This is a genomic window from Actinokineospora sp. UTMC 2448, from assembly GCF_024760565.1.
Classification (GTDB): Bacteria; Actinomycetota; Actinomycetes; order Mycobacteriales; family Pseudonocardiaceae; genus Actinokineospora; species Actinokineospora fastidiosa.
In genome coordinates this window covers 433,989-447,875 of the sequence record NZ_CP031087.1, presented here as the reverse complement: position 1 = coordinate 447,875, position 13,887 = coordinate 433,989, and the positions used below count along the sequence as shown (strand labels likewise).

Below are 13,887 nucleotides of genomic sequence, written 5' to 3'. Positions count from 1 at the left end.
GTCACCTCGGCGGGCTTGAGGCTTGGGCCCAGAAGCGTTGGGGGATGCGGCCCGCGGCGCGGGCGAGGCGGCCTGCGGTGACGGCGTGGCGCATCGCGGCGGCCATGCGTTCGGGGTCTTCCGCCCTGGTCACGGCGGTGGCCAGGAGGACGGCCGAGCAGCCGAGCTCCATGGCCAGCGCGGCGTCGGATGCGGTGCCGATGCCCGCGTCGAGGATGACCGGGACGGACGCGCGCGCCACGATCAGCTCGATGTTGTGCGGGTTGCGGATGCCCAGGCCGGTGCCGATCGGCGAGCCCAGCGGCATGACGGCGGCGCAGCCCGCCTCCTCGAGCCGCAGGGCGAGCACCGGGTCGTCGTTGGTGTAGGGCAGGACGACGAAGCCGTCGTCGACCAGGGTCGTCGCCGCGTCCAGCAGTTCGACCGGGTCGGGCAGCAGGGTGCGGTCGTCGGCGACGACCTCCAGCTTCACCCAGTTCGTGCCCAGCGCCTCACGAGCCAGCTGAGCGGTCAGCACGGCCTCGGCGGCTGTCCGGCAGCCCGCGGTGTTGGGCAGCGGGTCGATGCCCAGGCGGGTCAGCAGGTCGAGGACGCCGGTGCCGCCGCCCGCGTCGACTCGGCGCAACGACACCGTGGTCAGCTCGGTGCCGGAGGCGACCAGGGCGCGTTCGAGGACGGCCAGGTTGGCCGCGCCCCCGGTGCCGGTGATCAGCCGCGACGAGTACTCGCGGTCGGCGATGACGAGCGGGTCGTCCATGTCAGCCTCCCTGGACAGCGGTCAGGACTTCCAGCGCCGCCCCCGGCGCCACCACGGCTACCGCGTGCGACGCGCGCGGCACCACGGCGCCGTCGACGGCCACGGCGATGCCCACGGACGGCAGGCCGAGCGCGGCCAGCACCTCGGCGACGGTCGCGCCGTCGGCGACCTCGCGCGGCACGCCGTTGACGACGATCCTCATCGGACTCCCTTCGCGAAGCGGGACGGCGACGTCGCCGCGGGCTCCGGCTCCCCGGCCACCAGCGCCACCACCGCGTCGGCGGTCGTGGGGGCCAGCAGCAGGCCGTTGCGGTGGTGGCCGGTGGCGGCGAGCACGCCGGGTTCGAGCCATCCGATCACCGGCACGTTGTCCGGGCTGCCCGCGCGCAGGCCCGCGGCGGTCTCGACCAGCGCGTACTCGCCGATGCCCGGCATGACCTGCTCGGCGTCGGCGATCAGGTCGCGCACGCCCGCAGCCGTCACCTCGGTGTCGTATCCGACCTCGTGCTGCGTCGCGCCCAGGACCAGCTCGCCGTCGGCGCGCGGCACGAGGTACACCGGGCGGGACGCGACCAGGGCGCGGACGGTCCGCGACGGCGGCGGCAGCGTGCCCGCCCGCGCCCGCAGCCGCAGGATCTCCCCCTTCACCGGCCGCACCACGCCGGTCAGCGCGGGGTGCAGGCCGCGGCTGTGGGCACCCGCGGTCACCACGACCACGTCCGCGTCCAGCGCGTGCCCGGCGAACTCCACCCGGCCAGGCCGGACCGCGACGGCCTGCTCCGCGACGAACTCCACGGCGTCGCACGCGCGCAGCAGGGCCGCCAGCAGCGCCCGGTTGTCGACCGCCAGGTCCCCCGGCACCGACAACGCCGACCGCACCCGTGGCCCCAGGCACGGCTCCAGGGCGCGCGCCGCGCGGCCGGTCAGCCGGTCCACCTCGCGGCCCCGCGCGGCCAGGAAGTCCGCCAGGACGTCGAGCGTGGCCGTGTCGGCCGAGTCGACGCCCAGGACGAGCGTGCCCTCCCGGCGCAGCTCGAAGCCCAGCTCGTCGGCGAAGGACAGCCAGCGCTCCAGCGCGGCGGCGCCGAGGTCGAGCGCGGCCTCCTCGCCCGGCCACGACTCCGTCAGCGGCGCCAGCATCCCGCCCGCCACCCAGGACGCGCCCCGGGCGGGCGCCGGATCGATGAGCCGGACCCGGTGCCCGGCGGCGGTGAGCCGCCACGCGCACGACAGGCCGATGACACCGCCACCCACGACGGCAACGCTTTCCACAGTTCCCACGCTCCCTGCGCCGGCATGACCCGGATCAGGTTCGACGGTCGGAGCGGCGCAGCTCCCTCTCAGCCCGTACCCGGACTCCCGTGCGACCAGGCCCCAACCGTAGCGTGAACCGCATGCCCGGACTAGACGCCACCCAGATCCGCGACCGGCTGGCCGCCGCCCGCCTGTACCTGTGCACGGGGCTGCGGCCCGACCTGGGCGAGTTCGTCGACGCGGCGCTGGCCGGGGGCGTGGACATCGTCCAGCTCCGGGAGAAGGGCCTGGAGGCGCGCCCGGAGCTGGCCGCGCTGGCGGTCATCGCCGAGCGGTGCGCCGAGCACGGCGCGCTGCTGGCGGTCAACGACCGCGCCGACGTGGCCAAGGCTGCGGGCGCGGACATCCTGCACCTCGGGCAGGACGACCTGCCGGTCCCGCTCGCCCGCGCGGTCGTCGGCGACGACATGGCCATCGGGCGCTCCACCCACGACGTCGACCAGGCCACGGCCGCGGCGCGCGAGCCCGGCGTCGACTACTTCTGCACCGGGCCCTGCTGGCCCACCCCCACCAAGCCCGGCCGCCCGGCCCCCGGCCTCGACCTCGTGCGCGCGACCGCGGCGCTGCGCCCGGACCGGCCGTGGTTCGCCATCGGCGGCATCGACGAGGGACGGATCGCGGAGGTCACCCGCGCGGGCGCGGAGCGTGTCGTGGTCGTGCGGGCTGTGACCGAAGCCACCGATCCGGCCGCCGCGGCGGCGAATCTGCTCGCCGCGCTGAGGCAGACTGGCTGACGTGGACCTGGTCACCCTCGCCGACATCGAAGCCGCGGCCGGTCGCGTCGCCGGAACCGCCGTGCGGACGCCGCTGCTGCCCTGCCCGTGGGCCCCGCGCGGCCCGCTCTGGCTCAAGCCGGAGAACCTGCAGCCCATCGGCGCGTTCAAGATCCGCGGCGCGTACAACACGATCGCCAGGATGACCGACGAGCAGCGCGCGCTCGGCGTCGTGGCGTACTCCAGCGGCAACCACGCCCAGGCCGTGGCCTACGCCGCGCGCGAGTTCGGCATCCGGGCGTGGATCGTGGTCCCCGAGGACACCCCGCGGGTCAAGATCGACGCGACCCGCGCGCACGGCGCCGAGGTCGTGCTGTGCGCGGTCGGGCAGCGCGAGACGCGCGCGTACGAGATCGTCGAGGAGACGGGCGCGACGCTGGTGCCGCCGTTCGACCACCCCGACGTCATCGCGGGCCAGGGCACGATCGGCCTGGAGATCGCCGACGACCTGCCCGACGCCGACGTGGTGCTGGTGCCGGTCAGCGGCGGCGGGCTGATCTCCGGCGTGGCCACCGCGATCAAGAACCGCTCGCCGAAGACGCAGGTGTGGGCCGTCGAGCCGGAGCTGGCCGCCGACACCGCGGCGAGCCTTGCCGAGGGCCGCCTGGTCGACTGGTCGGTGGCCGACCGCAACCGCACGATCGCCGACGGCCTGCGCAGCCAGCCGTCCCCGCTGACCTTCGCCCACCAGCAGGCGTACGTGGACGGCATCGTGACCGTCTCCGAGGACGAGATCCGCGCGGCCGTCGCGCTGCTCGCGCATAAGGCGAACCTGGTGGCCGAGCCCAGCGGCGCGGTCTCGGTCGCCGGATACCTGTTCCGCGACCTGCCCGAGGGCAAGACGGTGGCGGTCATCTCCGGCGGCAACGTCGACCCGGCGATGCTCTCGGAGATCCTCAGTTCCTGACGTGCGTGGGCGGCGCGTCGATGTCGCAGTGCAGGCACTCGCCCGGGTGCGGCGCGTCGGCGGTCTCCTCCGGCGTGTGCGCCTCCGCCAGCACATTGCCGCGCACGCCGATGGCCAGCAGACCGCCGATGGCCGCCATGACAGCGGCGATGACCAGCGCGTTCTGCCAGGCCGCGGTGAGCGCGACGGGGTCGGTGTAGGCGTCGCCGGACAGGCCCGCCGCGGCGGGCAGCACGGCGATGGCCAGCAGGCTCCCGGTGCGGGCCACGGCGTTGTTCACCCCGGAGGCGACCCCGGCGTGCTCGTCGGGCGCCGCGGCCAGCACGGTCGCCGTCACCGGGGCCACGACGACGGCCAGGCCCATGCCGAAGACGAGCACGCCCGGCAGCACCGCGCCGAGGTAGGACGTGCCCGGCGTGACGCGGATCAGCAGCAGCATCCCGGCGGCCACCAGCAGCGGGCCGACGACCAGGAACCAGCGCGGCCCCGCCTTCGACGCCCACTGCCCGAATCGGGACGACAGCAGCAGCATGACGACCGTGATCGGCATGCCCGCCAGTCCCGCCTCGGTCGGGCTGTAGCCCAGCGACACCTGCAACTGCATCGCCATCAGCAGCAGGCCGCCGCCGAGCGCGCCGTAGACGACGAACGTCAGCGCGTTGGAGATCGTGAACGTGCGGTCGGCGAACAGCGACGGCGGCACAAGCGGGTCGGCCGCGCGTCGCAGGTGGACGACGAAGACGACCAGGGAGACCACGCCGACGACGCCGCAGCCGACCACCAGCCAGTCCAGGCCGCGGACCGGCGCCTCCACCAGGCACGCCGTGGCCGCGGCGAGGCCCACCGCGCCCAGCACCGAGCCGCGGGCGTCGATGCGGCCGACGGCGCCGCGCGTCTCGGGCACGTGCCGGTAGGCCAGCCACACGCACAGCGCGGCGATCGGGACGTTGATCAGGAACACCAGGCGCCACGACCACAGCTGCACCAGCAGCCCGCCGAGCACCGGACCGGCGGCGGCGGCGATGCCGGACAGCCCCGACCACGCGCCGATGGCCCGCGCGCGGTCCTCGCGGACGAACGCCGACTGCAGGATGGCCAGCGAGCCCGGGGTCAGCAGCGCCCCGCCGACGCCCTGCAGCACGCGCGCGCCGATGAGCACCTGCGGTGACCACGCGAGTCCACAGAGCACCGACGCGACGCCGAACCAGATCACGCCGACGACGAAGACGCGCCGCCGTCCATAGCGGTCGCCCAGCGAACCCGCGACGAGGATGAGCGCGGCCAGCGCGAGCAGATAGCCGTCCACGATCCACTGCAGACCGGCGACGGCGGCGCCCAGCTCGGCGCCCATGTGCGGCAGGGCGACGTTGACCACCGTGCCGTCGATCATGGCCATCCCCGAGCCGAGGATGGCGGTGGCGAGGATGCCCCTCGCGGCGGGTGTTCCCCACCGGACGGTGCTCATCGCCCGGTGTTCACGGCCGGTTGAGGGTGGCGACGAACTTGTACCGGTCGCCGCGGTAGACCGAGCGCACCCACTCGAAGGGGCGCTCGTCGACGTCGAAGGAGTGCCGGGACAGCAGCAGCATGGGCATGCCGACGTCGGCGCCGAGCAGTTCGGCCTCGTGCGGCCCGGCCAGCGCGGTCTCGATCGTCTCCTCGGCGTGGCCCATCTCGACGTCGAAGCGCTCGCGCAGGATCTGGTAGAGCGAGCCGCCGGAGCTGACGTAGCGGCGCAGGCCCCGGAAGCGGCCCAGCGGCAGGTGGGTGGTCTCCATGGCCATCGGCTCGCCGTCGGCCAGGCGCAGCCGGTGCAGGCGCAGCACCTTGGCCCCGGCGCGGATGCGCAGCAGCCGGGCCAGCTCGGCCTCGGCGGGGATCTCGGAGACGTCCAGCAGCTTCGACGACGGCTCGCGGCCCTGGGCGATCATGTCCTCGGTGTAGGAGGACAGCTGCAGCCGCTGGGCGACCTTGGGCTCGGCGGCGAAGGTGCCCTTGCCCTGCACGCGCAGCAGCCTGCCCTCGACGGTCAGCTCGGCCAGCGCCTGGCGGACCGTGGTGCGCGAGACGTCGAACTCGGTGGCCAGGGAGCGCTCGGTGGGGATGGGCGAGCCGGGCGGCAGGCTGCCGAGCAGGTCGAGCAGATGGCGCTTGAGCCCCCAGTACTTGGGCTCGCGCTGCCCCCTGGCCACCGAACCTTCGGCAGTGGACATCTCCAGCATGGTGTCCTCCTGTGTCTCGCTCCCGCGTACAGAATGCCCTGTCCAGGCCCGTCTCCGCGATCACACCCCGGGTGAACGGGCGTGAACAGGTGTGAACCACCCCCGCTGATGTGGACTACCGGGGCGGCCACCGCGCTATGATTGGTCTAGACCTTAACGCGTGAGGAGCCGTCGATGACGAACCCGCCCCCCGGCGAGCGCATGCGCGCCGAGATCGCCGAGCAGCCCGAGGTACTGGCCGGGCTGGTCGAGCGCCGCTCCGCGCTCGCCGACGTGGCCGGGCGGATCGCGGCGGCGCGGCCCCGGTTCGTGCTGTTCGCCGCGCGCGGGACCAGCGACCACGCGGCGCTGTACGCGAAGTACCTCACCGAGGTGCTGCTGGGCCTTCCCGCTGGGTCGGTGTCGCCCTCGACGACGACGCTATACGGGGCCAAGCCCGATCTCACGGACGTGCTGTACGTGACGGTGAGCCAGAGCGGCGGGTCGCCTGACCTGGTGGAGGCCACGCACGCGGCGCGGGCGCGCGGCGCGCTCACGGTCGCGGTGACGAACACCGCGGACTCGCCGCTGGCCGGGGCCGCGGAGCTGGCGGTGGACATCGGCGCCGGGCCGGAGCTGGCCGTGGCGGCGACCAAGACGTACACGGCGACGCTGCTGTCGCTGTACCTGCTCATCGACGCCGTGCGCGGGGGCTCCGGCGAGGCCGTCGCCGACATCGGGGCGCTGAGCGCCGCCGCTTTGGGAGCGGAGGGTGTCGAGGAGGCCGTGGCGCGGCTGCGGTTCGTCGACCGGGTCGTGACGACCGGGCGCGGGTACTCCTCGGCGACCGCGGCGGAGGCGGCGCTGAAGCTCGCCGAGACCAGCTACCTGCCCGCGCGCGCCTACAGCGCGGCCGACCTGCTGCACGGCCCGGTGGCCGCGGTCGACAAGGAGACGGCCGTGGTCGCGGTGGCGAGCGCGGGCCGGGGCGGGGACGCCGTGCGCGAGGCGCTCGAGGTCGTCGCGGCCAGCGGCGCGGACATCATCGCCGCGGGCTCCGCCGCCGCGTCGGTGCCCGCCACCCTGCGGATCGAGCTGCCCGAGGCGCCCGAGGAGGTGGCGCCGATCCTGGAGATCCTGCCCCTGCAGCGGCTGGCGCACGGCCTGGCGCTGGCCCGGGGCGGCGACCCGGACGCCCCGCGCGGCCTGAGCAAGGTGACCCGCACACGGTAGCCATTCGGTCTCTGTGCGCGATCTCACGATCTCCCTACACTGGCCCGATGCGGAGGACCTCGTTCGCGCGTTGGCCCTGCTCCATCGCCCGCACGATGGATCTGATGGGCGATCAGTGGACCCTGCTGGTGCTGCGCGAGTCGTTCTACGGCACCCGGCGCTTCGACGCCTTCCAGGGCGCGCTCGGGATCGCCAGGAACACGCTGACCGAGCGGCTCGACCGGCTCACCGGGGCGGGCCTGCTCACCCGGGTCCGCTATCAGGAGCGCCCGACGCGCTATGAGTACGTGCTGACCGACATGGGCCGCGACTTCTTCCCGGTGCTCGCGGCGATCATCCGCTGGGGCGACCAGTGGCTGGGCGACGGGCCGGGCGTGCCGCTGCTGCTGCGGCACCGCGGGTGCGGGCACGCCACGACGGCGGTGGTGAGCTGCGGCGAGTGCGGCGGCGAGCTGACGGCGGCAGGCGTGGTCGTGGAGCCGGGGCCGGGGATGCCCGCGGACGAGCGCGCCCGCCTGGCGGGGACATGAGCAGCCCGCTCCGTCGAGGGGGTGGAACGGAGCGGGCCGACACCCATGCTACGCCGAATGGAGCAACGCGCGTCGCCGTGGGGGTCGACGCGGGCGGCACAACCACCCGAGCGGTGGCCGTGGACGCGGCCGGGACGATCGTCGGGCGCGGCGCGGCGGGCGGGGCGAACCCGAACTCCAACGGCGTCGACGCGGCCGCGGCGAACATGGCCGCCGCGGTCGGGGCCGCGCTGGGCGGCCGACCGTGCGCGGGGTGCCTGATCGGGATGGCGGGGTCGTCGAAGCTCTACGCCGACCCGACGGTGTTCGCGCGCTTCGCCGCCGCGCTGGCGGACGTCGGGGCGGCCGAGCCGCCGGTGGTGGTGTCGGACGCGGAGGTGGCCTTCGCGTCGGGGGCCACCGAGGCCGACGGGACGGTGCTGATCGCGGGCACGGGGTCGATCGCGATGCGCATCGCCGGGCACCGCAGGGCGGCGACCGCGGGCGGGTACGGCTGGCTGCTGGGCGACGAGGGCTCGGCGTTCTGGCTCGGCCGGGAGGCGGTGCGGGCGGCGCTGGACGGGCTGCAGCGGGAGGCGCCGTCGGGGCCGTTCGTGTCGGCCGTGCTCGCGGAGGCGGGGGCAAACGCTTTCGGCGAGCTGATCACGGTGGTGAACGCCGCGCCGCCGATCGCGCTGGCCCGGTTCGCGCCGCTGGTGAGCGCGCACGCTGGCGACCCGGTGGCGGCCGACATCATCGAGCGGGCGGCGCTGGGCCTCGCCGGGCTGGCGACGCGGGTGCGCCGCACCGGCCCGGTCGTGATCGCGGGCTCGGTCGCCGCGCCGGACACCCCGGTCGGCGTGCGGGTGCGGGAGCTGCTGTCGCACCTGGACGTGCGCACCGCGGCGGACGGCGTCCTCGGCGCGGCCCGGCTCGCGGTGATCACCGCGTTCTCCGGTCAGTCGGCGGGGACCTCGACGCGCGGGTGGCGTAACCCAGGGTGATCGGCGGGCAGCGTCCTGCGCAGCACGATCGCGCTCGCGGCGAGGACGAGGGCGACCAACGGCCACGACAGCGCGATCTGCGCGACGGTGAGCCACCAGATCGATCCCGACCACCACAGCAGTGCGAACACGACCGAGCGCAAGGTGTACTGGCCGAAGACCCACACCCAGCTCGCCCTGCCGTACGCGCGCAGCAGGTCGGGATCGCGACGCCAGCGGGCCTTCTGCCCGAGCACGGTGCCCACGACCACGCCCAGCAGCGGCCAGCGGATGAGGATGCTCACCGCCCAGGCCAGCCCACTGCCCACATTGGACAGCAGCCGGATCAGGAAGAAGTCCTGCGCGCGGCCGGTGTAGAGCGCCACGAGCGCGCCCGCGGCCACGGCGGCGAGGCTGCCCAGCACCGCGGTCGCCTTGCCGCCGGTGCACCCGCGCCAGACGGCGATGACCAACGCCACAGCGCAGGCAGCGCCTGCCGCCCACCCGATCGAGTGGTTCGCGAGCAGCCAGACCAGGCCGAACACGACCGGCGGCACGGTCGCGTCCAGCGCGCCGCGTCTGCCGCCGAGGAGGTCGGCCAGGGAGTCGCTCACGCCTCCAGCCTGCCCTACGCCCGGAAAGTGAGGTAGTCCTAACCCCGGGAATGGACGAGGGCACGAAATCGGTTGGCGATAATGGCCGCCGGTCATACGCTGCGGTAACCGACGGTAGCGTAGGTGGGCGCCCACTTGAGATATTGGGCAAGTTGGTTGGGGAAGCCAACGGGTTCGAGGGGAGGACCGGGCGGTGCCGGGTTGGGAGAGCTGGATAGCGCTAGGGGACAGCTTCACCGAGGGCGTCGGCGACGACGGGCCGCGGGGCTGTGTCGGCTGGGCCGACCGGCTGGCGGCGACGATGGGGGACCAGAATCCGGGTCTGCGGTACGCGAACCTGGCCCTGCGCGGCAAGATGCTCGCCGAGATCGTCGACGAGCAGGTGCCGATCGCCGAGGCGGCGCGTCCGCAACTGGTGACGCTGTGCGGCGGCGGCAACGACATCATCACCCCGGGCAGTGACGTCGACGACGTCGCCGCCCTGTTCGAGTCCGCGGTGCAGCGCCTGCGCGCCGCTGGCTGCGAGGTCGCGGTGTTCACCGGCCCCGACCCGCGCGTCCAGCCCCTGCTGCGCCGGGTGCGCGGCAAGGTCGCCATCTACAACGGACACGTCCGCGCCATCGCCGAGACCCACGGCGCCCGCGTGATCGACCTGTGGTCCCTGCGCGCGCTGCACGACCGCCGCTCCTGGTGCGACGACCGCCTCCACTTCTCCCCCGAGGGCCACCGCCGCATCGCCCTGCGCGCCGCCGAGGTCCTGGACGTGCCCACCACGGAGGACTGGCGCGACCCGCTCCCCCCGGAGCCGCCGCAGCGCTGGCTGCGCATGCGCCAGGCCGACCTGGCCTGGACCACCACCCACCTCCTCCCCTGGGTCCGCCGCCAACTGACCGGCGAATCCCTGGGCGACGGCCTCACCCCCAAGCGCCCCGAACTGACCCCCCTCGACCAGCACGTCTGAGGACTCCGACCGGCCCACGCCACCGCGTCGCCTCCGAGTCATCCCACCCGGAGGCGACGCGGCGGACCTGGCTGCCTGACTCGCGGCGAGGGCTTCCGGCTCCCGGCCGGACCGGCCCCGTGCCCGACCACGCCTTACCGCAGCAGCACCCAGCACCTCCGCGCCCACTCCGGCAACCGATCCGGCCAGAAGCCCACATCGGCTGACCGACGCAGACACAGCCACGGCGCCAGCGCCGGTCGACCTCATGGCCGACCGCTCCTAGACCCAGTCGACCGGGCCCGGTGCCCGGCCACCCATCGCGGCGGCAGCCTGCGCCACCCCAGCGCCTCCGCCGCCCGCCTGGCTGGAAGCCTCCCTCGCCTGACCGCCGCACCGGCCCCGCGCCCCACAATGCGGCACCACCGCCGCCCACTCCGGCATCCAGCCAGCTAGCAGCCCGCATCGCCCGACCGGCGCCGACACCGGCACGTCGTCAGCGTCGGCGCACCTCGGGGCCGACCGCTCCCGGATCGGCGGCTCCGTGGCTTCGAGCCTGCGCCCCAACTCGGCCTGTGGGCGTCGCCGAGTGCCCTTCGCCGCCTCCCGCTGCGGCCTGCCAAGCCGTCCGCTACCCGGCCCGGATAACGCCAAGGGCCGGTCTGCGCCGTCCCCCCTTGGCGCAGACCGGCCCGTCGGGCGGGGCTCCCCCCTCCGCCCGGGTGTGCGCCAGAGCGGCGCGGGGGAACAGCTTGCCGGATGGGGGTGGGGTACCGCTAAATCCCGGCTAAACGGCGGGCGGGAGGGAGTTGAGGGCGGCGCGGGCCGAGTCCGCCAGGGGGGAGCGGATCTGGTCGTAGCGGTCGATCGCCACCACCAGCTCCGCCCGCGCTCCCTCGATGTCCCCCACGTCGCGGCGGACGCGGGACAGGATCTCCCTGGCGAAGCCCTCGGTGAGGCACTGGCCGTTGAGCTCGGCCAGCGACACCGCCTCCCGCGCGTCGGCCTCCGCGGCCGCGTAGTCGCCGATGAGGTGTTCCAGCTCGGCGAGGTTGGCCAGGGCCAGGCCCACCGAGCCGAGGTCGCCGACCTCCCGGTAGACGGCCACCGCCGCGCGCTGGGGGGCCATCGCCGCGCCCGGGTCGTCCAGGTTCAGGTGGACCTGCGCGATGTTGTTCAGCAGGTTGCCCTCCGTCACCCGGTTCCCCGCTTCCCGCGCCAGGACCAGCGCGCGCTCGTAGCCGTCGAGGGCCTCCGGGTAGCGGCGGGAGCTGAAGTGCGCCGACGACAGCCCGTTGTACGCCATCGCCAGGATCTGCGGGTCGCCGAGGTCGATGGCGATCTTCACGGCCCGCTCGGCGTCGGCGAAGTGCTCGGGGGCCAGCCCGAACCGGCTGGCCATGACCATGCGGCTGAGCAGCAGCAGGACCTCGCCCCGGCCGTCGCCGACGGCGCGGGCGCTGTCGAGGCCGACGTCGACCAGCCACTCCCAGTCGTCGCGGCGCTGGCGGACGCGGCGGTACTCCCCCGCGAAGCAGGCCAGCCGCCACACCAGGTCGTGGCAGCCCGCCTCCGCGCCCGCGGCGAGGCAGGCCAGCAGGTTGGGCCACTCGCGCTCGAACCACTCCAGCGCGGCCGCCCGGTCGGACAGCTCCGGCCGCGGCACCGGGTCCGCAGCCGGGTTCAGCCCGTCCGCGACACAGCGCAGCTGTCTGCGCGCCGCGTCGGTGACGACCGTGTAGTACCGCAACAACGCCCGCAACGGCGTCAGCGAGTCCCCCGCGAGGTCTCTGGCGAACAGCCGCACGAGGTCGTGCATCCCGAACACGTCCGCCCGGGTCTCCACCACCAGGAACGCCTCCGCCAGCGCGTGCAGCCGCGCCCGGGCCTCGGCGACCGGCACCCCGCACAGCGCGGCCACGGCGTACACGTCGAACCACTGGCCCGGGAACACGCCCAGCATGCCGAGCGTGCCCGCCTGCGCGGAGTCGAGCCCGCGCAGGGTGACGTCCAGCGCGGCCCGCACGCCGGTCTCGTCCGGCAGCCCGAGCCCGGCCAGCCGGGTCCGCTCGTCGGCCAGCTCGGCCACCAGGTCCTCGACCGTCCACTGAGGACGGACGGCCAGTCGCGCGCCCGCGATCCGCAGCGCCAGCGGCAGATACCCGCACAACTCCACCAGCCGCGAGCGGGCCACCGCCTCGTCGGCGCCGCGCGCGGGCCCGGCGACGTGTTCGAGCACGCGTTCGGCGGCGCCCGCGGAGAGGATGTCCAGCACGAGCAGCCGGGCGCCGTCGACGACCAGCCCGTCCAGCCTGCGCCTGCTGGTCACCAGGGCCAGCGACGTGCCGCCGCCGGGCAGCAGCGGGCGCACCTGCTCGGCGTCGCGGGCGTCGTCGAGCACCACCAGCACGCGCCGCCCGGCCAGCAGGGAGCGGTACAGCGCGACGCGGTCGGCCAGGTCGGTAGGCACGTCGTGCACGGCGACGCCGAGCGCGAGCAGGAAGCGGGCCAGCGCCTCGGCGGGCTCCAGCGGCGGGCGGCGCTGGTCGAAGCCGCGCAGCGAGACGTGCAGGACGCCGTCGGGGAAGTGCTGGGCGTTGCGCGCTCCCCACAGCACCGCGAGCGCGCTCTTGCCGATCCCGGCCGGGCCCGCGATCACGCCGATCACCGGGCCCGTGCCGTCCGCGCTGAGGCGCAGCCCGTCCAGCCAGGCCAGTTCCGGCTCCCGCCCGGCGAACCCGCGCGGCGGCGCGGGCAGCTCGGCGGGCGTGACCACGCCGACCTTGGGCGTCACCGGCCCCGGCGAGCGGGACAGGCTCTCGTCGTCGCGCAGGACGCGGCTGTGCAGCTCGCGCAGCGCGATCCCCGGCTCCAGGCCCTGTTCGGCAGCGGCACGGCGCGCGAAGCGCTGGTAGACCTCCAAAGCGGCGGCGCGCCGACCGCCGCGGTACAGCGCGAGCATGAACTGCGCGACGAAGTGCTCGCGGAAGGGGTAGGTGTCCACCAGGGCCGCCAGCTCGCCCATCACCTCGTCGTGACGGCCCAGGTCGAGGTCGGCGTCGATGCGCGCCTCGATGACGGTGAACCGCAGCTCGGCCAGCTCCGGCGCGCGCACCCGCTGGTCGATGTCGGACAGCTCAGGGCCGCGCCACAGCTCCTGCGCGCGGGCCAGCAGCTCGGCCCTGGCGGGCGCGGGCCTGCCGCGGGCGTCGGCCAGCAGCGACCGGGCCAGGAACAGGTCGACCCGCGTCGGATCGACCACCAACCGGTAGTCCGACCCCTCGGTCTCGATCACCGCGCCGCCGGGGTCCACAGTGGACAACCACTTGCGCAGCCGGGAGATGTAGCCCTGGACGATGGTGCGCGCGGTCGTCGGCGGCTCGTTGTTCCACAGCACGTCCACGATCCGCGCGATCGGCACGGACCGTCCGACGTCGAGCAGCAGCATCGCCAGCAACGCGCGCGTTCCCGGTCCGCCCACGGTGAACACCTCGTCCCCGCGGGTCGCGCAGACCGGGCCGAGGACGCGGAACCGAACCGGCTCCGCGCCCTCCGCTGTTCCCACATTCACAAGTCCCAACCCCCTTTGCGGCTCCTCCCCGAGCACGCAAAGGACAACCTAGGCGGGACAGGCGTACTGGACGCCCGATTTCACG

Annotated in this window: 13 protein-coding genes and 1 riboswitch; of the genes, 6 read left to right on the top strand and 7 right to left on the bottom strand. The window is 74.8% G+C overall.

Going from position 1 to position 13,887, the window contains the following annotated elements; all coding sequences use genetic code 11:
- Nucleotide 1: 1 nt before the first annotated feature.
- The 3 genes from Actkin_RS02240 to thiO form a co-directional block, all read right to left on the bottom strand.
- Nucleotides 2–757 (bottom strand): thiazole synthase, encoded by a 756-nt coding sequence (locus Actkin_RS02240; protein WP_189208653.1) that lies wholly within the window; start codon nt 755–757, stop codon nt 2–4.
- A gap of 1 nt (nt 758) precedes the next feature.
- On the bottom strand, nt 759–959 hold the full coding sequence (thiS, locus tag Actkin_RS02235; RefSeq protein ID WP_258905678.1) for a sulfur carrier protein ThiS: 201 nt from the start codon (nt 957–959) through the stop codon (nt 759–761).
- On the bottom strand, nt 956–2,029 hold the full coding sequence (thiO, locus tag Actkin_RS02230; RefSeq protein ID WP_258905677.1) for a glycine oxidase ThiO: 1,074 nt from the start codon (nt 2,027–2,029) through the stop codon (nt 956–958). The genes thiS and thiO overlap by 4 nt, the downstream gene beginning before the upstream one ends.
- Nucleotides 2,024–2,130: riboswitch (TPP riboswitch) on the bottom strand. It overlaps the preceding gene by 6 nt.
- A 21-nt stretch (nt 2,131–2,151) precedes the next feature.
- Here thiO and thiE point away from each other — a divergent pair.
- Together thiE and Actkin_RS02220 are read left to right on the top strand one after the other, a co-directional pair.
- On the top strand, nt 2,152–2,805 hold the full coding sequence (thiE, locus tag Actkin_RS02225) for a thiamine phosphate synthase (protein WP_258905676.1): 654 nt from the start codon (nt 2,152–2,154) through the stop codon (nt 2,803–2,805).
- 1 nt (nt 2,806) lies between these two features.
- Complete coding sequence (locus Actkin_RS02220) at nt 2,807–3,751, top strand: threonine ammonia-lyase (RefSeq protein ID WP_258905675.1); 945 nt, start codon at nt 2,807–2,809, stop codon at nt 3,749–3,751.
- Here the strand turns inward: Actkin_RS02220 and Actkin_RS02215 are convergent.
- Nucleotides 3,741–5,216: an MFS transporter gene (locus tag Actkin_RS02215; protein ID WP_258905674.1), complete on the bottom strand. Its 1,476-nt coding sequence runs from the start codon at nt 5,214–5,216 to the stop codon at nt 3,741–3,743. The two genes, Actkin_RS02220 and Actkin_RS02215, sit on opposite strands and share 11 nt — an antisense overlap.
- A gap of 10 nt (nt 5,217–5,226) precedes the next feature.
- The gene (locus tag Actkin_RS02210) at nt 5,227–5,973 is read right to left on the bottom strand and encodes a GntR family transcriptional regulator (RefSeq protein WP_189208659.1); all 747 of its coding nucleotides are present in this window, start codon (nt 5,971–5,973) and stop codon (nt 5,227–5,229) included.
- Nucleotides 5,974–6,147: 174 nt separating this feature from the next.
- Between Actkin_RS02210 and Actkin_RS02205 the strand changes: the two genes are divergently transcribed.
- The 3 genes from Actkin_RS02205 to Actkin_RS02195 all read left to right on the top strand — a co-directional run bounded on the left by Actkin_RS02205 (nt 6,148) and on the right by Actkin_RS02195 (nt 8,698).
- Complete coding sequence (locus Actkin_RS02205; protein ID WP_258905673.1) at nt 6,148–7,185, top strand: SIS domain-containing protein; 1,038 nt, start codon at nt 6,148–6,150, stop codon at nt 7,183–7,185.
- Nucleotides 7,186–7,232: 47 nt separating this feature from the next.
- Nucleotides 7,233–7,715 (top strand): winged helix-turn-helix transcriptional regulator, encoded by a 483-nt coding sequence (locus Actkin_RS02200; protein WP_189208661.1) that lies wholly within the window; start codon nt 7,233–7,235, stop codon nt 7,713–7,715.
- A 77-nt stretch (nt 7,716–7,792) separates the two neighbouring features.
- Nucleotides 7,793–8,698: an N-acetylglucosamine kinase gene (locus Actkin_RS02195; protein WP_258905672.1), complete on the top strand. Its 906-nt coding sequence runs from the start codon at nt 7,793–7,795 to the stop codon at nt 8,696–8,698.
- Here Actkin_RS02195 and Actkin_RS02190 read toward each other — a convergent pair.
- Nucleotides 8,653–9,291, bottom strand: coding sequence for a DUF3159 domain-containing protein (locus Actkin_RS02190; RefSeq protein WP_229786501.1), 639 nt, complete (start codon nt 9,289–9,291; stop codon nt 8,653–8,655). The two genes, Actkin_RS02195 and Actkin_RS02190, sit on opposite strands and share 46 nt — an antisense overlap.
- A gap of 193 nt (nt 9,292–9,484) precedes the next feature.
- Here Actkin_RS02190 and Actkin_RS02185 point away from each other — a divergent pair, with 193 nt between their 5' ends.
- Nucleotides 9,485–10,252: an SGNH/GDSL hydrolase family protein gene (locus Actkin_RS02185; RefSeq protein WP_258905670.1), complete on the top strand. Its 768-nt coding sequence runs from the start codon at nt 9,485–9,487 to the stop codon at nt 10,250–10,252.
- Between the two features lie 766 nt (nt 10,253–11,018).
- On the opposite strand, the gene Actkin_RS02180 is transcribed toward Actkin_RS02185, so the two are convergent.
- On the bottom strand, nt 11,019–13,796 hold the full coding sequence (locus Actkin_RS02180) for an AfsR/SARP family transcriptional regulator (protein ID WP_189208665.1): 2,778 nt from the start codon (nt 13,794–13,796) through the stop codon (nt 11,019–11,021).
- Nucleotides 13,797–13,887 lie beyond the last annotated feature (91 nt).

Bases quoted from the DNA above. Each gene is read 5' to 3' on its own strand.
- Actkin_RS02210 (WP_189208659.1), bottom strand. From the start codon at position 5,973: ATGCTGGAGATGTCCACTGCCGAAGGTTCGGTGGCCAGGGGGCAGCGC.
- Actkin_RS02240 (WP_189208653.1), bottom strand. From the start codon at position 757: ATGGACGACCCGCTCGTCATCGCCGACCGCGAGTACTCGTCGCGGCTG.
- thiE (WP_258905676.1), top strand. From the start codon at position 2,152: ATGCCCGGACTAGACGCCACCCAGATCCGCGACCGGCTGGCCGCCGCC.
- thiS (WP_258905678.1), bottom strand. From the start codon at position 959: ATGAGGATCGTCGTCAACGGCGTGCCGCGCGAGGTCGCCGACGGCGCG.
- Actkin_RS02200 (WP_189208661.1), top strand. From the start codon at position 7,233: ATGCGGAGGACCTCGTTCGCGCGTTGGCCCTGCTCCATCGCCCGCACG.
- Actkin_RS02215 (WP_258905674.1), bottom strand. From the start codon at position 5,216: ATGAGCACCGTCCGGTGGGGAACACCCGCCGCGAGGGGCATCCTCGCC.
- Actkin_RS02205 (WP_258905673.1), top strand. From the start codon at position 6,148: ATGACGAACCCGCCCCCCGGCGAGCGCATGCGCGCCGAGATCGCCGAG.